This window comes from Bacillus sp. FSL K6-3459, assembly GCF_038003305.1.
In the GTDB taxonomy this organism is placed as follows: Bacteria; Bacillota; Bacilli; order Bacillales; family Bacillaceae; genus Bacillus; species Bacillus pumilus_O.
Genome location: NZ_JBBOOW010000001.1, coordinates 3291656 through 3308450, shown reverse-complemented (window position 1 = coordinate 3308450; position 16795 = coordinate 3291656). Strand labels below are relative to the sequence as shown.

The window sequence follows — 16795 nt, the reverse complement described above, 5'->3', positions numbered from 1 at the left end:
AGATGAAACTTATGGTAAAAGAGAAACGTATATATAGAAGAATGAACATTCTGATCATGATTTTTTACATAAATTTGTTTTGAAGGAGCGAATGGTGTGAACAGAAGGTATGCGATGGTGTTGGTCATCGTCAGTGTACTATTGATTGTGAGTGCTTGTGGCAAACCGAGCTTTAAAAAAGAAGCAGCAGCATTTGGAGAAAGCTATAAAAAAGCACAATACACAGTGAATCGAACAGATGACCTAACTGACATGAAGGAGAAGTTGAAGTCTTATTTAACCGAGCATGAGTATCAAGAATATACACAAGACAGCATGTTCCCGAGTGTATTAGAAGCAGCAAAGGACCAAGATTGTCAAATTAAGCTGAAGAAAATTACGTTTACGCCTTCAGATGAAAGCGATGACAGAATTGAATTTAACTATGAAATGATGATTCAATTTATTAATCAAAAAGGAAAAGTCAAAAAAGAAATCAAGAAAAAAGGAGCAATGACTGTCATCAAAACAGATGCAGGGCTAAAAATTAGCCGAGATTGGGATGGAAGACTGTACCCTTCCGATTACCAATCCTCTCTCCAAAGCCGTTCTTAATGGAACGGTTTTTTTCATTTGACTCATAATCTATTAAAAAAATCATTTTTCCTGTTTATGAGATGGGTTTCCTGGACACAATGTTTGTAGCGAAGATAAAAAGTGGGGGGGAACACATCATGTTTAAAAGTAAAATGATGATTTGTCTTTATATGTTTCTATTATTATGCGGTGCTTTTGCAAACCTTGGCAAGGAGGAGACAGCGACTGCTTCTGCAAATCAGCCTGTTGTGATACCAGATGAAGCCATTCGATTACGCATTTTAGCAAATAGTGATCGTTCAGCAGATCAGGATGTGAAAAGAAGTATTCGTGACGAAGTCAATGCCAATATGACGGAATGGGTCAAAAACCTTACATCTATTGAAGAAGCAAGACGTGTGATTCGGTCCAAGCTGCCAGAAATCAATCGTATTGCCAAAGCGAAATTGAAGGAGCAACACATTGAGCAATCCGTATCAGTCAGTTTCCAAAAAGCCTCATTTCCAACAAAGCTCTATGGAAATTTCGTTTATCCTGCTGGGAAATATGAAGCCATTTTAATTACGCTTGGAGAAGGGGATGGAGCCAATTGGTGGTGTGTGTTATTCCCGCCGCTTTGCTTTATCGATTTTTCAAATGGAGAAGCCATTGCATCGCCAGAGGGTGATGAAGATAACGAAGTGACAGCCCAGCAAACAGATGAGTCTGTGAATGAAGTGGTCAAAGAAGAGAAAAAAGAGGCGGGTGAAGTGAAATTCTTTTTATTCGAATGGGTCTCTAGTCTTTTCTCCTAAAAAGGTATAAATCTGTTTTTGCCTCATAGAGTTGAAGTAAGAGATCAAAAAGAGGTGAAAGCATGTATTATCAATTAAGAATAGCCACAGAAGAAGATGCCCCAGCCATTAATGCTTTTCTTGAAAAAGGACAAGCGAAAGGCGGCGTCACACTTGCAGAGCGTACGACATTTGTTGTCATGGAAGATGCGGACGGTCAGCTGGCGGGGTGTTTAGGTCTTGAACAGCTTAGTGAACAAGAGGGCTTGCTACGGTCTCTTGTCATTTCAGATAAACTAGGTCAAGGGCATATCGTGTCTTTGTTCCAAAGTGTTCAGACACTTGGAGGAAAAATAGGTGTGGATACGTTTTATGTCATTGCCAATCACTCCTCCTCACATGATTTTTTGGCATTGATGGGCTTCACAGCTTTAGAGGCTATTCCAGAAAGCATGTGGGTATCTGTACATGCAAAAGAGCTCTTGGAGAAAGAACAGGCTGTGGTTCTTCAAAAAAAAGCCAGTTAATCACATTATATTGAACTTATACACAAACTTATCCACCGTTAAACAAGCGTTATCCACAAATTGTGGACAACGCTTGTTTTATTGATCATCATCTTTTATACTTTCAAAAGGATAATTGAGATATATCAACAGTTTTATCTTTTTTAAAAGGAGTTTGTATGATGTTAAATACAAAAAGGTGGTCTGTGGATTTAGAAAAGGATTTATCCACATACTATCCACAAATTGAACAGGCAGCGTTGTTATTGAAGCAAAATGAAGTGGTCGCTTTTCCGACAGAAACGGTGTATGGACTAGGGGCTAATGCAAAAGAGACAGAAGCTGTCATGAAAATATATGAAGCGAAAGGGCGTCCAAGTGATAATCCATTGATTGTCCACATTGCCGAGGTTGAGCAGCTTCATGAATTTGCACAAATAGAAAACGAAAAAGCAAAGGCATTGATGAAAGCCTTTTGGCCGGGTGCTTTAACCATTGTGCTTCCGTGTAAGCCGGGCGCTTTATCACAGCAGGTCACGGCAGGTTTATCCACGGTCGGTGTGAGAATGCCTGACCATCCGATTGCGCTTGAGCTTATCCGAACGGCTGGTCTGCCGATTGCCGCACCAAGCGCCAACCGTTCAGGCAAACCATCTCCGACACAAGCTGACCATGTAGCGAGTGATCTCGATGGAAGAATCGCAGGGATTGTCGATGGTGGTTCGACTGGTATTGGCGTTGAGTCAACGGTTGTATCCTGTACCGACGAGATTCCAGTCATCCTAAGACCGGGCGGAATTACAAAAGAAGCTTTAGAAGAGGTAGTAGGAACGGTCAGTATTGACCCAGGGCTGACAAAAAAGGACGAAGCGCCTGTATCGCCAGGGATGAAATACACACACTATGCCCCTGAAGCTAAGATGTACCTTTTTCATGGAAGTGATGAAGAGATGCAGCGTCACATTCAAACATACCAGGCAGAAGGTTTAAAAGTTGGTGTGCTGACAACAGAAGAAAAGAAATCGTTGTTTGCGGCAGATGTTGTTTTCAGCTGTGGATGGAGAGAAAAACCTGAAACGATAGCAGCAAACTTATATCGTGTGCTGAGACAATTTGATGAGACAGATGTAGATGTGATTATTTCAGAAGCCTTTTCAAAGCAGGGGGTTGGTTCAGCAATTATGAACCGTCTGCAAAAAGCGGCAGGAGGGCGCACTCTCTCTTCATTCAAATAGTTCTAACCCTTCTTGGACAAACATAGGTTAAAGGAGAATGCGTGTCCAAGGGGGATTTACATGTACGAACTAGCTGGCGAATTGCTGACGCTCAGCATCATGGCTTTTGCACTAGGAATGGATGCTTTTTCGGTTGGACTTGGCATGGGGATGATTCAGCTGAGGTTCCGCCAGATTATTTATATTGGACTTGTCATTGGGATATTTCATATGTTTATGCCGCTTTTTGGTATGCTAACAGGTCAGCTCTTATCAGGCTGGCTCGGTCTCCTTGCCACCTATATCGGCGGGGCGCTGCTTTTGGTGCTCGGGCTGCAAATGATCGTTGCGTCTGTTCGGAAAGAAGATAAACCATTTATTGCACCTGTTGGCGCTGGTCTTGTTCTTTTCGCAACAAGTGTTAGTTTAGATAGTTTTTCCGTTGGCTTAAGCCTCGGAATTTACGGTTCTCATGTATGGATGACCATTTTATTGTTTGGTTTTTTTAGTATGATCCTCACTTGGCTTGGATTATTACTCGGTAAACAGGTTCGTTCATGGGTGGGATCCTATAGCGGGGCGCTTGGCGGAATCATTTTACTAGCCTTTGGTATCAAATTATTATTTCCGCTCTAGTCAGCCTCCTTACATAACATGTAGAATGAAATGCTATATAATAGAAGAAAAGGAGGGCGAAAGATGAAAATCTTATTTGTTTGTACGGGAAATACATGCAGAAGTCCGATGGCTCAAGCCCTTTTTGCTTCAATTGCACAAGATAAAGGTTTAGAGGTCACTGTGAAATCAGCTGGCATTTTTGCCTCAGATGCTGGGAAGGCTTCTCCTCAAGCGGTCGAAGCGTTATTTGAGAAAAGCATTCCACTGAATCATTCTTCAGCAAAACTGACAGAGGATCTTCTGCGAGAAGCTGATTACGTTTTTACCATGACCATGCAGCATAAACAGTTGATTGTGGAGCAATATGCACATGCAAAAGACAAGATCTTTACTCTAAAGGAATTCGCGACAGGAACAGAAGGCGATGTATCCGATCCATTTGGAGGTAGCCTGTCTGTTTATCAGGAAACACGTGATGAACTTGAAGCGTTGCTCTATCAGCTGGCTGAGAAATTGAAAAAGGATCAGACATCCTCATAATGGACAACCTGTAAAACCGTTGCATCAACGGTTTTTCTGCTTTTGTTTGCAAATGACCAAGCAGAGGTTAAAATATAACTGTAAATAAAGAATAAATGTATGGCATAACAGATCAACTCACCCTTAGGAGGAATTGCCCGATGAAAGTAGCTATTGCATCCGATCACGGCGGAACGAATATTCGTGAAGAAATCAAACAACTGATGGATGAATTGAAGATTGAATACATTGATATGGGTTGTGAATGTGGATCAGGTTCTGTAGACTACCCAGATTATGCTTTTCCTGTAGCCAATATGGTGGCAAACGGAGAAGTGGACCGCGGCATTTTAATTTGTGGGACAGGCATCGGTATGAGTATCTCAGCAAACAAAGTAAAAGGTATTCGCTGTGCGCTGGCGCATGATACATTTAGTGCGAAAGCGACTAGAGAGCATAATGATACAAACGTCCTTGCGATGGGAGAACGAGTCATTGGACCTGGATTAGCACGTGAAATTGCGCATATTTGGCTAACAACAGAATTTACGGCAGGACGACATGCTGTACGGATTGGTAAGATTGCTGATTACGAAGAAAAGCACCTATAAGGAGCGCTTAACATGAACATTGGTCAAGATTGGCTTGAAATGTTAAAAGAGTTTCATCAAATGGTCGAACTGCGTGCTGGGCACATCTTAGTGATCGGCTGCAGTACATCGGAAGTGGCTGGGGAGCATATTGGGACAGCAGGAAGTGAGCAAATCGCTGCGTCCATCTATCAAGAATTAGATCAGCTAAGACGAGAAACTGGCATTGAGCTGGCTTTCCAGTGCTGTGAACATCTGAATCGTGCTCTTGTTGTGGAGGAAGAAGTGGCTTTCCGGCTTAACCTAGAGATTGTGGCGGCAGTACCTGTCCGAAAGGCGGGTGGTTCGATGGCGACTCATGCGTATCAGCACATGGAACATCCAGTGTTAGTTGAATCCATCGAGGCGCATGCTGGAATTGATATCGGTGATACATTCATTGGGATGCATCTAAAGAGAGTCGCTGTACCTGTTCGCCTTAGTCGTCATCAATTAGGACATGCACATGTGACATTTGCGAAAACGCGTCCGAAGCTGATTGGCGGAGAACGAGCGGTTTATACAAGATCATAGCTTAGATATATTTCTAATATAATGTTGAATGATGAAGGCGCTTAACCACTTGAATATTCGGTTTTTCGCAAAAAAAGAAGTCAATTTTCCAAAAAAACTTTTACATTTCACTCAAAAACCGTGTACAATGAGATGGTGAAAACATCGAATGGAAATAGATTGGAGAGGATTTCGCTGATGAAACATTTACCTGAGCAAGACGCACAAGTATTCAAGGCAATTCAACTAGAGCGGAAACGCCAGCAGGACAAAATTGAATTAATTGCATCAGAAAACTTTGTAAGCGAAGCAGTCATGGAAGCACAAGGCTCTGTACTAACAAACAAATATGCAGAGGGCTACCCTGGTAAACGCTACTATGGCGGCTGTGAACATGTAGACGTTGTAGAAGATATCGCACGTGACCGCGCAAAAGAAATTTTTGGCGCTGAGTATGTGAACGTACAGCCTCACTCAGGTGCTCAAGCGAACATGGCCGTATACTTTACCATTCTTGAGCATGGCGATACAGTGCTAGGTATGAACTTGTCACATGGCGGGCATTTAACACATGGAAGCCCTGTTAACTTTAGTGGTGTACAGTACAACTTTGTAGAATATGGTGTTGATAAAGAAACACAGCATATCGACTATCAAGATGTACTTGAAAAAGCACGTGAACATAAGCCGAAGCTAATTGTTGCGGGTGCAAGTGCATACCCACGTCAAATTGATTTCAAAAAGTTCCGTGAGATTGCGGATGAAGTCGGTGCTTACTTTATGGTCGACATGGCTCACATTGCAGGTCTTGTTGCAGTAGGTCTTCATCCAAATCCAGTTCCTTATGCAGATTTTGTGACAACGACGACTCACAAAACATTGCGTGGACCGCGAGGCGGAATGATTCTATGCCGTGAAGAGTTTGGTAAAAAGATCGACAAATCGATCTTCCCTGGTATTCAAGGTGGACCACTGATGCATGTCATCTCTGCAAAAGCTGTTTCTTTCGGTGAAGTATTGAACGGAGATTTTAAAACATATGCACAAAACGTCATTGATAATGCAAAGCAACTAGCTGAAACTCTTTTATCTGAAGATATTCAGCTTGTGTCTGGTGGAACGGATAACCATCTTGTTCTTATCGACTTGCGTTCTCTTGGCATCACAGGAAAAATTGCAGAAAATGTTCTTGATGAAATCGGTATTACAGCGAACAAAAATGCGATTCCTTATGATCCAGAAAAACCTTTTGTCACAAGTGGTGTACGTGTTGGTACAGCAGCAGTGACAAGCCGCGGTTTCGATCAAGAGGCAATGAAAGAAGTCGGTTCTATTATTGCGCTTGCTCTCAAACATCATGAAGATGAAGCGAAATTAGAAGAAGCGAAAAAGCGTGTATCTGATCTGACTGCCCGCTTTCCTCTATATAACGAATTAGATTATTAAAAAGCAGACCCATTTGCCTATTTTTGGCATGTGGGTTTTTTTTGTAGGATTTGCGAATCATATTGAAAGATGATGTCTTTTTATGTAGAATTGTAGGAAGTGTGCAAAGTTCACCGGAAGATGACAGAAAAGGAGTTGTAGCAAGCTATGGCAAAGGTTTATGTATTTGATCACCCGCTTATTCAACACAAACTTACATATATTCGTGACGTTCATACAGGAACAAAAGAATTTAGAGAGCTAGTGGATGAAGTCGCAACATTAATGGCATTTGAAATCACAAGAGACTTACCGCTTGAAGAAGTAGATGTAGAAACACCTGTACAAGTAGCGAAATCAAACGTGATCTCAGGGAAGAAACTCGGTGTTGTGCCAATTTTAAGAGCAGGTCTTGGAATGGTGGACGGAATTTTGAAACTCATTCCAGCTGCTAAAGTGGGACATGTCGGTTTATACCGTGATCCGAAAACATTAAAGCCTGTTGAATATTATGTAAAGCTTCCATCTGATGTGGAAGAGCGTGAATTTATCGTAGTAGATCCAATGCTTGCAACTGGCGGTTCAGCAGTCGAAGCATTGAACAGCTTGAAAAAACGCGGGGCGAAAAACATTCGCTTCATGTGTCTGATTGCTGCTCCTGAAGGTGTAGAAGAAATGCAAAAGCATCATCCTGATGTTGATATCTACATTGCAGCATTAGATGAGAAATTAAACGAAAAAGGTTACATTATCCCAGGTCTTGGTGATGCTGGTGACCGTATGTATGGAACGAAATAACATGTTTTAATAAAAGCCCACATGCAAACGTGCATGTGGGCTTTTTGAAATATATGACAAACGGTTGATATCGTTCTTAGAAAAATCAATGTATACTGAACATTAGCTGTTTTTTTCAATGAATGTCACGCGTCTCCTAAAGTTTGATGAAATTGTGAACATTTTGTGTGCTCTATCATTATAGAAAAGTTTTTTAACTTTCAACGGATTGACACATCATAGACGCTATTGTATGCTAAACGAGGGTATTATGGTAAGGTTTTCATAGCCTATAGCACTCTACTAATCCTCATTGTGAACCCTTTAATTATCAGGGTTTGTATCAGCGAATGAAGCAACATCCCATAGATCATTAGATTTCAAGTCTGATTGTGCAATTAGACCGATGGGTGATTGATTTTTTTCGAACAGGACTGCTTATCATAAGCGTCTTCTACGCAGTTTTCATCACCATTTATCACCTTTTTTACAATACTTTTCATCGGGAGTCAGATGAATGAACGATCCAAACGCGATTTTCCGCAGACAGAGTAAATACATGTTCTATCTATTGGCAATTTTTGTGTTTGGCTATGCCATGCCTGGTTTTAAACCACTGTTTCTTGGTTTGATTATCGGCACAATTTTTGCTTTCTTTAATTTATTCCTACTTATACGGAGAATGCACGCTTTTGATCGAGCGGTTAAAAAAGGAAAATCCATTCGTTCAATGGGAAGTACAGCCAGGTGGGCCAACGCAATTCTCGCAGTAGCGATTGCTTGGCGTTACCCTAATGAAGTTCATCTGGCAGGTGTTGTTATAGGATTAATGACAATATATCCTGTCATTATGATAGATTCCTTCATTCAACTTAAACGTTCTACTATGGAAGAGAGGTGAATACTCTTTGGGTCACAGTTCAAAAACGACAGAATTTTTAGGGTTAACGTTCAACTTATCCAATGTTCTCATGATTACGATTGCTAGTATCATCGTTCTTCTCATAGCGGTGCTGACTACTCGTGTTCTGTCTATTCGTCCGACAAAGGCGCAGAACTTCATGGAATGGATTGTTGATTTTGTTCGAAATATCATAGGTAGTTCGATGGACATGAAAACAGGAGCCCCATTTCTAGCGCTAGGCGTTACATTACTCATGTACATATTTGTTTCAAACATGCTTGGACTGCCATTTTCGATTTCGGTCGATCACAACTTGTGGTGGAAATCACCAACAGCAGACCCTGCAATCACAATGACACTAGCGATTATGGTCATGGGATTGACACATTACTATGGTGTCAAGGCAAAAGGAGTCAAGGAATATACGAAAGACTACTTTAGACCAATTCCGCTTTTAGTACCATTGAAACTAATTGAAGAATTTGCAAACACGTTAACACTCGGTTTGCGTCTTTATGGAAACATTTTTGCTGGAGAGATTCTTCTTGGTTTGCTTGCAGGACTTGCGACCAATTTCTACACGCAAAATATTGCGCTTGGTATCGTTGGTACATTAGGTGCCATCGTGCCAATGATTGTATGGCAGGCATTCAGTTTGTTTGTCGGAACAATCCAAGCATTTATCTTCACCATGCTGACAATGGTGTACATTTCTCATAAAGTCAGCGACGAACACTAAAAAAATTGAGAGTCCAAAATGGACGTTATTTTAAAGGAGGAGCTTTTTAATGAATTTAATAGCAGCAGCAATTGCAATCGGTTTGGGAGCACTAGGAGCAGGTATTGGTAACGGTCTAATCGTATCTAAAACAGTTGAAGGAATCGCTCGTCAGCCAGAAGCTGGTAGAGAACTAAGAACACTTATGTTCATCGGGGTAGCTTTAGTTGAGGCACTTCCAATTATCGCTGTCGTTATCGCATTCTTGGCATTCTTTGGTTAATATGTGAGAAGCGTTCTAATATGAATTTTAATGGCGAAGATCAGATTAGTTCGAAACTTCGCCATTCCTTTATGTTTTGTTTCTTAACATATTATTTAAAGAAGGGAGTTGCCGTACTAAATGTCTCAGTTACCAGTGGTTTTAGGAGCAGGTGGCTTAAGTTTCAACGCCGGAGATATGATATTCCAGCTGATCGCTATGCTCATCTTGCTTGCACTTTTAAAGAAATTTGCGCTTAAGCCTTTATTAGGGATTATGAAACAGCGTGAAGATTATATAGGAAATGAAATTTCAAGTGCTGAACAAAAGCACGTTCAAGCTGAAAAGCTTCTTGAAGAACAACGTGTCTTATTGAAAGAAGCACGCGAAGAATCACATACACTCATCGAAAATGCGAAAAAGATTGGTGAGAAACAAAAAGAAGAGATCATTCAAGCAGCACGTCAAGAGTCAGAGCGCTTGAAAGAGTCTGCTAGAACTGAAATCGTGAAAGAAAAAGAACAAGCTGTGGCTGCACTGCGCGAGCAGGTTGCATCACTATCTGTACTTATTGCATCTAAAGTGATTGAAAGAGAACTTGATGAGCAAGCACAAGAGAAATTGATTCAAGAGTATCTTAAAGAGGCAGGCGAAAGCCGATGAGCGTGACTATTGTCTCTAAGCGTTACGCTTCTGCTCTTTTTGACATCGTTCTTGCTTCTTCGGCAGTAGACGAAACTGAAAAAGAGCTGAATGAGATCAAAAAAGTTCTAAAGGCTGACCAAGAGTTGAATGACTTTCTTGTTCATCCAAAGATTACGGCAGACAAAAAGAAACATTTGATTGCAGAAGCTTTCAAAGGTGTTTCGACACATGTGTTGCACACAATGTATTTATTGATTGACCGCGGACGCACGAATATTTTCTCTGAAATGACGTCTGAGTTTGTGAAACTGGCAAACCGCACGAAACAAATAGACGATGCGATCGTGTACTCAGTGAAACCACTGAGCGGTGCTGAAATTCAATCTTTATCTGAAGTATTTGCCAAAAAAGCCGGAGTCACATCACTTCGTGTTGAAAATGTGATTGACAAGGATCTAATAGGCGGAGTGAAAATCCGTATCGGAAACCGCATTTATGACGGCAGTGTCAGCGGAAAGCTTTCCCGCATTGAACGTCAGCTTGCAGGCGAAAATCGTTAGAAGGGGTGAAACCTTAGTGAGTATCAAAGCTGAAGAGATTAGCGCGCTGATAAAGCAGCAAATCCAAAACTATCAATCTGAAATTGAAGTAAAAGATGTCGGTACAGTCATCCAAGTAGGGGACGGTATCGCGCGTGTACATGGCCTTGACAACATTATGGCAGGAGAGCTGGTTGAGTTCTCTAACGGTGTAATGGGTATGGCTCAAAACCTTGAGGAGTCTAACGTAGGTATCGTTATTTTAGGACCTTACAAAGATATCCGCGAAGGTGACGACGTAAAACGTACAGGTCGTATCATGGAGGTTCCAGTTGGTGAAGAGTTAATCGGACGTATTGTGAACCCACTTGGTCAGCCTGTTGATGGACTAGGTCCAATTTTAACAAGCAAAACTCGTCCAATCGAAAGTGAAGCACCAGGCGTTATGGATCGTAAATCTGTACATGAGCCGCTTCAAACAGGGATTAAAGCAATTGATGCCTTGATTCCAATCGGACGCGGACAGCGTGAATTGATCATTGGGGACCGTCAAACAGGTAAAACATCTGTTGCAATTGATACGATCCTAAACCAAAAAGATCAAGACATGATCTGTATTTATGTAGCGATCGGACAAAAAGAATCAACAGTTCGTGGTGTTGTTGAAACACTTCGTAAGCATGGTGCGCTTGATTACACAATTGTAGTCACAGCTTCTGCATCACAGCCAGCTCCACTTCTTTACCTTGCTCCTTATGCAGGTGTAACGATGGGTGAGGAATTCATGTATAACGGCAAGCATGTTCTTGTTGTATATGATGATCTTTCTAAACAAGCGGCAGCTTACCGTGAGCTTTCATTATTGCTTCGTCGTCCTCCAGGTCGTGAGGCATTCCCTGGTGATGTTTTCTATCTTCACTCTCGTTTATTAGAGCGTGCAGCGAAGCTTAGTGACGAAAAGGGTGGCGGTTCTATCACAGCATTGCCTTTCGTAGAAACGCAAGCTGGCGATATCTCTGCATATATCCCAACAAACGTAATTTCAATCACAGATGGACAGATCTTCTTACAATCTGACCTCTTCTTCTCAGGCGTACGTCCAGCAGTAAACGCAGGATTGTCTGTATCCCGTGTAGGTGGTTCTGCACAAATCAAAGCGATGAAAAAGGTAGCAGGTACACTTCGTCTGGATCTTGCTTCTTATCGTGAGCTTGAAGCCTTCGCTCAATTTGGATCTGATCTAGACCAAGCGACTCAAGCTAAATTAAACCGTGGTGCTAGAACAGTTGAAGTCTTAAAACAAGACTTGAACAAACCGCTTAAAGTTGAAAAACAAGTAGCGATTCTTTATGCACTCACAAGAGGATACTTAGACGATGTTGCGGTGGCTGATGTCAAACGCTTCGAAGCTGAGTTATTCATGTACATTGAAGAAAATCATAAAGGATTGTTTGACACGATCTCTCAAACAGGAAACATGCCTGCTGATGAAGAGTGGAATACAGCAATCGAAGGCTTTAAACGTACGTTTGCACCAAGCAACTAATTAGTAATCTTTCCGAGAGAAAAAGATTCTCTTTTTCTCTCTTTTCACGTAAATGAACACGGATTCCTGAAAAAAGGTGGTGAAATCTTTGGCCTCATTACGCGATATAAAGTCAAGGATCACGTCAACGAAAAAATCGAGTCAGATCACAAAAGCGATGCAAATGGTATCAGCTGCGAAACTGAATCGTGCTGAAAACAATGCGAAGTCTTTTGTTCCTTACATGGAGAAAATCCAGGAAGTGGTTGCTGCAATCGCAACTGGAACAAGTGCTAAGCACCCAATGCTTCTTTCAAGACCTGTCAAGAAAACAGGATATCTCGTCATTACATCTGATCGAGGACTTGCAGGACCTTTTAACAGCTCGATTTTGCGTGCCGCTTACCAAACCATTCAATCTCGTCATCAGTCAGCTGATGAATATGCGGTGATTGTGATTGGTAAAATCGGACGCGACTTCTTCAAAAAGCGCGGTATTCCAGTTATTTCTGAAGTAACAGGGCTTGGAGACGAAGTAGCGTTTGCTGATATTAAAGAATTAGCAAGCAGTACAGTTCAAATGTTCTCTGATGAAGCGTTTGACGAACTTTACATGTTCTACAACCACTTTGTCAGTGCCATTTCACAAGAAGTAACAGAGAAGAAATTATTGCCGCTAACGGACATTTCGGCCGCAGCAACACCTAATAAACGTTCCGCATCTTATGAGTTTGAGCCTTCTGAAGAAGAAATTCTTGAAGTTCTCCTTCCTCAATATGCAGAGAGTTTGATTTTCGGTGCGCTTCTTGACAGTAAAGCAAGTGAACATGCTGCAAGAATGACAGCAATGAAGAGTGCAACAGACAACGCAAAGGAATTGATCGACAGCCTGACACTCTCTTACAACCGTGCTCGTCAAGCAGCGATTACACAAGAGATTACAGAAATTGTCGGCGGAGCAGCTGCCTTAGAATAGAAATAATTGTCAGGAGGGAATGCAATGAAAACAGGACGCATCAGTCAGATCATGGGACCAGTCGTAGACGTTCGTTTTGAAGATGGTCACTTGCCTGAGATTTATAATGCGATCAGAGTTTCGCATAAAGCGGAAAGTGAAAGTGAAGTTGATATCGACTTAACTTTAGAAGTAGCACTACATTTAGGTGACGATACAGTGAGAACCATCGCAATGGCTTCAACAGATGGTGTGAAGCGTGGTATGGAAGCTGTAGACCTTGGAAAACCAATTTCAGTACCAGTTGGTAACGTAACACTTGGACGTGTATTCAACGTACTGGGAGATAACATTGACTTAGATGAGCCACTTGGTGTGGAAGCTCAAAGAGATCCAATCCACAGACAAGCGCCTTCTTTTGATCAACTTTCTACAGAAGTTGAAATTCTTGAAACGGGTATTAAAGTTGTTGACCTTCTTGCTCCTTACATCAAGGGCGGAAAGATCGGTCTATTCGGTGGAGCTGGAGTAGGTAAAACCGTTCTGATTCAAGAATTGATCAACAACATCGCACAAGAACACGGCGGTATTTCTGTATTCGCTGGTGTTGGAGAGCGTACACGTGAAGGAAACGACCTTTACTACGAAATGAAAGATTCTGGCGTTATCGAAAAAACAGCCATGGTTTTCGGACAAATGAACGAGCCACCAGGTGCACGTATGCGTGTTGCCCTAACTGGTTTGACAATGGCAGAGCATTTCCGTGATGAACTAGGTCAAGACGTATTGTTCTTCATCGATAACATCTATCGCTTTACACAAGCAGGTTCTGAAGTATCTGCCCTTCTTGGACGTATGCCTTCAGCGGTAGGTTATCAGCCGACACTTGCAACAGAAATGGGTCAGCTGCAAGAGCGTATCACGTCTACAAACGTAGGATCGGTTACATCGATTCAAGCGATCTATGTACCTGCGGATGACTACACGGATCCAGCTCCAGCAACAACGTTCGCTCACCTTGATGCAACGACAAACCTTGAGCGTAAGCTGACTGAAATGGGTATCTACCCAGCGGTTGATCCTCTTGCTTCAACATCTCGTGCACTTGCACCTGAGATCGTTGGCGAAGAGCACTATGCCATTGCGCGTGAAGTGCAGCAAACATTGCAGCGTTATAAAGAACTACAAGATATCATTGCCATTTTAGGTATGGATGAATTATCAGAGGACGATAAGCTTGTGGTACACAGAGCGCGTCGTGTTCAATTCTTCCTATCTCAAAACTTCCACGTAGCAGAGCAGTTCACTGGCCAAAAAGGTTCTTACGTGCCATTGAAAGAAACTGTTAAAGGCTTCAAGGAAATCTTATCTGGTAAATATGATCACCTTCCAGAAGATGCATTCCGCTTAGTTGGACGCATTGAAGAAGTGGTTGAAAAAGCCAAAGAGATGGGTGTAGAGGCCTAATCTGGTCCTTAGGAGGGTAAAAGCATGAAGACCGTTCAAGTCAATATCGTTACTCCCGACGGCCCAGTGTATCAAGCGGATGTGGAAATGGTCAGTGTCAGAGCAGAAAGCGGTGAGCTTGGTATTTTAGCTGGCCACGTTCCAATGGTTGCTCCGCTAAAAATCGGTGCAGTTCGCTTAAAACATAGTGGATCAACTGAATTGGTTGCAGTAAGTGGCGGATTTGTTGAAGTTCGCCCTGAACAAGTAACCATTCTTGCTCAGGCCGCTGAAACATCAGATAAAGTTGATGTCGATCGTGCGAAATCAGCGAAACAGCGTGCTGAAGAGCATTTGAACCACCCAAATGAAAGTGATGTACGCCGGGCGGAACTCGCATTAAAACGGGCGTTAAACCGTTTAAATGTAGCAGGGAAATAAAACAGAAAATCCTTCTTATCACAATGATAAGAAGGATTTTTTTTAAAGTGACATGAGAGATTGGTACATCGACACATATGGATGAGAATCCTGTTTTTCAAGATATAAGTGCTCGCAAAATTGCGTACTATGCCACGTTTTATTGTGCCGGCGTAACCCCATCGTATATTGATGCGGAGAGTCCATATAAGGCCGTACTACCCAGTCAGCATCTGTATGATGACGAAGGACAACCTCTCCCATATACACACTCATCATCGCTTCTAATGCATCTATTGGCATTTTCCACTCGGCAAACAGCTGCTTGGTAAATGCATCAAAGTAAAGTGTTTCTAACTGATACAGGCTCTCCTCAGAGTAATCCAAAGAAATGTTATGAAAATGACACAATTGCGCTAATTCTTCTAGCTGTGTCTGTCTATAATCAAAGTAGAAAGCAATGGCCTCCCATTCATGATCAAATGAGGGAACCAGTTCTCCGTACAAATCAACAAAGTCAGGAAAAGAATCTTTCAATGTGTTCAGCTCCTTCCACACGCAGTATATCATCTCCTTGGCACCAGGATAAGAGGGGATTTACTCTAAATGTAGCTCTTTTTTCCAAATGATTCATCTTTCCGATTTTCGAGGATATAATGAAAGGGAGTTTTCCTTTACAGAAATAAATAAAAGGAGGATTCAACGGTATGGAAGACGTAGGACAACAAGCAATCGTGAGTATTGTGATCCACCTGTTTTTTATTGCAATAACATGGTGGGCATTGCTTGCTATAAATATTGACCCACTGATTAAAAAAGGGAAAATCGTTCAGGCAAGATTGCTGATGATGCTCATTACCATTGCTATTGCATCTGCAGTCAGCAATTTCTTCCTTGATTACTTAAATTTGTCCAGACAAATTCCTTATATGTTCTAACATAAAAGGTTTGGTCACTGCCTTATGCGGGAACGTAAAAAGAAGTGTCAAAAGTATGGCCTTTGATGACTTTTCCACGTATGCATAGACCTCCTTGCGGCAACACTTGTAGCAAGGGGGAATGACAAGTGAGAAAGTATATAAAAGGTTGGCCATTATTTGCGTTTATTCTTTTTTTTGTTCTGATGATTCAAGGTGTTCGTGCGGAAGAATCTTCTCCGCTCGCCCAAATAGCAGAAGGTTTAAAAAACCAGCAAATAGAAGTAGATGGGTGGACTCTTCACGCCAAAACAAATGTAAACATTTCATCCGAACAATTTTCAAAAAAAGTGAAACGTTTCAAAGACGAACTACGACAGTATGAGTGGACCGAAAAAGAAGAAGAACGTGTCACCAAAGTCACAGGAATTTACAAAGATGAAAAAAATGATACATTATCGAAAATTTTACTCGTGAAGACCGACACAAAATCCAATCAAAAGTCGTATTTATTATATGAGCAAAAAGGTGCTCGCCCACTGAATACCTGGAAGCATACATATGATCAGTTCGTTCGTCATGCAAAAAGCATATTACAAGAGAAATTTGTAATTTTCACTTGTCTCGATGGTCATGTAAATGGTATGATGGATGTTGTTTTGCAAAAAAAGGCTGAAATGTTAGCAAAAGAATTTCAAGCAAAACCAGTTGAGTATCTCGTTGAGTCTAATTTTGTGTCGCTTTCCGCTTACACAGATAAGTGGGAACAGTTCATTATGACTTCAAATGATAAAATGAATGTTCAAATTGCCATCAGAAGTTCGGAAATGAACGAAAATCATACGATTACGGTTGGCACACCAATCGTAACGACTGAATATTAATATAGAGAATTTGGGACGCGGAGGGGAAGA

22 protein-coding genes are annotated in these 16795 nt (G+C 41.6%); 21 read left to right on the top strand and 1 reads right to left on the bottom strand.

Going from position 1 to position 16795, the window contains the following annotated elements:
- Positions 1-114: 114 nt before the first annotated feature.
- The 19 genes from MHI35_RS16885 (at position 115) to MHI35_RS16795 (ending at position 14985) form a co-directional block, all read left to right on the top strand.
- The gene (locus MHI35_RS16885; protein ID WP_012011560.1) at positions 115-594 is read left to right on the top strand and encodes a hypothetical protein; all 480 of its coding nucleotides are present in this window, start codon (positions 115-117) and stop codon (positions 592-594) included.
- Positions 595-713: 119 nt separating this feature from the next.
- Entirely contained in the window at positions 714-1370 is a 657-nt protein-coding gene (gene spoIIR / locus MHI35_RS16880; RefSeq protein WP_144520371.1) for a stage II sporulation protein R, read from the top strand.
- A 62-nt stretch (positions 1371-1432) separates the two neighbouring features.
- A complete protein-coding gene (locus MHI35_RS16875; RefSeq protein ID WP_335349580.1) occupies positions 1433-1876 on the top strand; it encodes a GNAT family N-acetyltransferase in 444 nt (147 codons plus the stop codon).
- A gap of 161 nt (positions 1877-2037) precedes the next feature.
- A complete protein-coding gene (locus tag MHI35_RS16870) occupies positions 2038-3090 on the top strand; it encodes an L-threonylcarbamoyladenylate synthase (protein WP_144520377.1) in 1053 nt (350 codons plus the stop codon).
- 60 nt (positions 3091-3150) lie between these two features.
- Complete coding sequence (locus MHI35_RS16865) at positions 3151-3705, top strand: manganese efflux pump MntP (protein ID WP_144458927.1); 555 nt, start codon at positions 3151-3153, stop codon at positions 3703-3705.
- A 63-nt stretch (positions 3706-3768) separates the two neighbouring features.
- Positions 3769-4227 (top strand): low molecular weight protein arginine phosphatase, encoded by a 459-nt coding sequence (locus MHI35_RS16860; RefSeq protein ID WP_335349579.1) that lies wholly within the window; start codon positions 3769-3771, stop codon positions 4225-4227.
- A gap of 140 nt (positions 4228-4367) precedes the next feature.
- The gene (rpiB, locus tag MHI35_RS16855) at positions 4368-4817 is read left to right on the top strand and encodes a ribose 5-phosphate isomerase B (RefSeq protein ID WP_003214714.1); all 450 of its coding nucleotides are present in this window, start codon (positions 4368-4370) and stop codon (positions 4815-4817) included.
- Between the two features lie 12 nt (positions 4818-4829).
- The gene (locus MHI35_RS16850) at positions 4830-5369 is read left to right on the top strand and encodes a TIGR01440 family protein (RefSeq protein WP_211062606.1); all 540 of its coding nucleotides are present in this window, start codon (positions 4830-4832) and stop codon (positions 5367-5369) included.
- Between the two features lie 177 nt (positions 5370-5546).
- A complete protein-coding gene (gene glyA / locus MHI35_RS16845) occupies positions 5547-6794 on the top strand; it encodes a serine hydroxymethyltransferase (protein ID WP_144520389.1) in 1248 nt (415 codons plus the stop codon).
- A 147-nt stretch (positions 6795-6941) separates the two neighbouring features.
- Positions 6942-7571, top strand: a complete 630-nt coding sequence (upp, locus tag MHI35_RS16840) for a uracil phosphoribosyltransferase (RefSeq protein ID WP_003214553.1) — start codon at positions 6942-6944, stop codon at positions 7569-7571.
- A gap of 496 nt (positions 7572-8067) precedes the next feature.
- The gene (locus MHI35_RS16835) at positions 8068-8451 is read left to right on the top strand and encodes an ATP synthase subunit I (RefSeq protein ID WP_003215321.1); all 384 of its coding nucleotides are present in this window, start codon (positions 8068-8070) and stop codon (positions 8449-8451) included.
- Between the two features lie 7 nt (positions 8452-8458).
- On the top strand, positions 8459-9193 hold the full coding sequence (gene atpB, locus MHI35_RS16830; protein WP_088003385.1) for a F0F1 ATP synthase subunit A: 735 nt from the start codon (positions 8459-8461) through the stop codon (positions 9191-9193).
- Positions 9194-9242: 49 nt separating this feature from the next.
- Entirely contained in the window at positions 9243-9455 is a 213-nt protein-coding gene (gene atpE, locus MHI35_RS16825) for a F0F1 ATP synthase subunit C (RefSeq protein ID WP_003214968.1), read from the top strand.
- Between the two features lie 120 nt (positions 9456-9575).
- Positions 9576-10097: a F0F1 ATP synthase subunit B gene (gene atpF / locus MHI35_RS16820; protein ID WP_003214532.1), complete on the top strand. Its 522-nt coding sequence runs from the start codon at positions 9576-9578 to the stop codon at positions 10095-10097.
- Positions 10094-10639, top strand: a complete 546-nt coding sequence (locus tag MHI35_RS16815; RefSeq protein WP_012011549.1) for a F0F1 ATP synthase subunit delta — start codon at positions 10094-10096, stop codon at positions 10637-10639. Before atpF ends, MHI35_RS16815 begins: the two co-directional genes overlap by 4 nt.
- 16 nt (positions 10640-10655) lie before the next feature.
- A complete protein-coding gene (gene atpA, locus MHI35_RS16810; RefSeq protein ID WP_144520392.1) occupies positions 10656-12164 on the top strand; it encodes a F0F1 ATP synthase subunit alpha in 1509 nt (502 codons plus the stop codon).
- An 88-nt stretch (positions 12165-12252) separates the two neighbouring features.
- On the top strand, positions 12253-13119 hold the full coding sequence (locus MHI35_RS16805) for a F0F1 ATP synthase subunit gamma (RefSeq protein ID WP_012011547.1): 867 nt from the start codon (positions 12253-12255) through the stop codon (positions 13117-13119).
- 24 nt (positions 13120-13143) lie between these two features.
- Positions 13144-14565, top strand: a complete 1422-nt coding sequence (gene atpD / locus MHI35_RS16800; RefSeq protein ID WP_012011546.1) for a F0F1 ATP synthase subunit beta — start codon at positions 13144-13146, stop codon at positions 14563-14565.
- Between the two features lie 24 nt (positions 14566-14589).
- Complete coding sequence (locus MHI35_RS16795) at positions 14590-14985, top strand: F0F1 ATP synthase subunit epsilon (protein WP_003214592.1); 396 nt, start codon at positions 14590-14592, stop codon at positions 14983-14985.
- A 42-nt stretch (positions 14986-15027) separates the two neighbouring features.
- On the opposite strand, the gene MHI35_RS16790 is transcribed toward MHI35_RS16795, so the two are convergent.
- On the bottom strand, positions 15028-15534 hold the full coding sequence (locus MHI35_RS16790; protein ID WP_249407337.1) for a hypothetical protein: 507 nt from the start codon (positions 15532-15534) through the stop codon (positions 15028-15030).
- Positions 15535-15671: 137 nt separating this feature from the next.
- On the opposite strand from MHI35_RS16790, the gene MHI35_RS16785 reads away from it, so the two are divergent.
- Complete coding sequence (locus MHI35_RS16785) at positions 15672-15902, top strand: DUF1146 family protein (RefSeq protein WP_211062603.1); 231 nt, start codon at positions 15672-15674, stop codon at positions 15900-15902.
- Positions 15903-16030: 128 nt separating this feature from the next.
- The gene (locus MHI35_RS16780) at positions 16031-16765 is read left to right on the top strand and encodes a YwmB family TATA-box binding protein (RefSeq protein WP_211062602.1); all 735 of its coding nucleotides are present in this window, start codon (positions 16031-16033) and stop codon (positions 16763-16765) included.
- Positions 16766-16795 lie beyond the last annotated feature (30 nt).

Excerpts from the sequence above, each read along its gene's own strand:
- MHI35_RS16865 (WP_144458927.1), top strand. The coding sequence starts at position 3,151 with ATGTACGAACTAGCTGGCGAATTGCTGACGCTCAGCATCATGGCTTTT.
- rpiB (WP_003214714.1), top strand. The coding sequence starts at position 4,368 with ATGAAAGTAGCTATTGCATCCGATCACGGCGGAACGAATATTCGTGAA.
- MHI35_RS16785 (WP_211062603.1), top strand. The coding sequence starts at position 15,672 with ATGGAAGACGTAGGACAACAAGCAATCGTGAGTATTGTGATCCACCTG.
- MHI35_RS16790 (WP_249407337.1), bottom strand. The coding sequence starts at position 15,534 with ATGATATACTGCGTGTGGAAGGAGCTGAACACATTGAAAGATTCTTTT.
- MHI35_RS16850 (WP_211062606.1), top strand. The coding sequence starts at position 4,830 with ATGAACATTGGTCAAGATTGGCTTGAAATGTTAAAAGAGTTTCATCAA.
- atpD (WP_012011546.1), top strand. The coding sequence starts at position 13,144 with ATGAAAACAGGACGCATCAGTCAGATCATGGGACCAGTCGTAGACGTT.
- glyA (WP_144520389.1), top strand. The coding sequence starts at position 5,547 with ATGAAACATTTACCTGAGCAAGACGCACAAGTATTCAAGGCAATTCAA.
- MHI35_RS16795 (WP_003214592.1), top strand. The coding sequence starts at position 14,590 with ATGAAGACCGTTCAAGTCAATATCGTTACTCCCGACGGCCCAGTGTAT.
- spoIIR (WP_144520371.1), top strand. The coding sequence starts at position 714 with ATGTTTAAAAGTAAAATGATGATTTGTCTTTATATGTTTCTATTATTA.
- upp (WP_003214553.1), top strand. The coding sequence starts at position 6,942 with ATGGCAAAGGTTTATGTATTTGATCACCCGCTTATTCAACACAAACTT.
- MHI35_RS16815 (WP_012011549.1), top strand. The coding sequence starts at position 10,094 with ATGAGCGTGACTATTGTCTCTAAGCGTTACGCTTCTGCTCTTTTTGAC.
- atpE (WP_003214968.1), top strand. The coding sequence starts at position 9,243 with ATGAATTTAATAGCAGCAGCAATTGCAATCGGTTTGGGAGCACTAGGA.
- MHI35_RS16870 (WP_144520377.1), top strand. The coding sequence starts at position 2,038 with ATGTTAAATACAAAAAGGTGGTCTGTGGATTTAGAAAAGGATTTATCC.
- atpF (WP_003214532.1), top strand. The coding sequence starts at position 9,576 with ATGTCTCAGTTACCAGTGGTTTTAGGAGCAGGTGGCTTAAGTTTCAAC.
- MHI35_RS16835 (WP_003215321.1), top strand. The coding sequence starts at position 8,068 with ATGAACGATCCAAACGCGATTTTCCGCAGACAGAGTAAATACATGTTC.
- MHI35_RS16885 (WP_012011560.1), top strand. The coding sequence starts at position 115 with ATGGTGTTGGTCATCGTCAGTGTACTATTGATTGTGAGTGCTTGTGGC.
- MHI35_RS16875 (WP_335349580.1), top strand. The coding sequence starts at position 1,433 with ATGTATTATCAATTAAGAATAGCCACAGAAGAAGATGCCCCAGCCATT.
- MHI35_RS16860 (WP_335349579.1), top strand. The coding sequence starts at position 3,769 with ATGAAAATCTTATTTGTTTGTACGGGAAATACATGCAGAAGTCCGATG.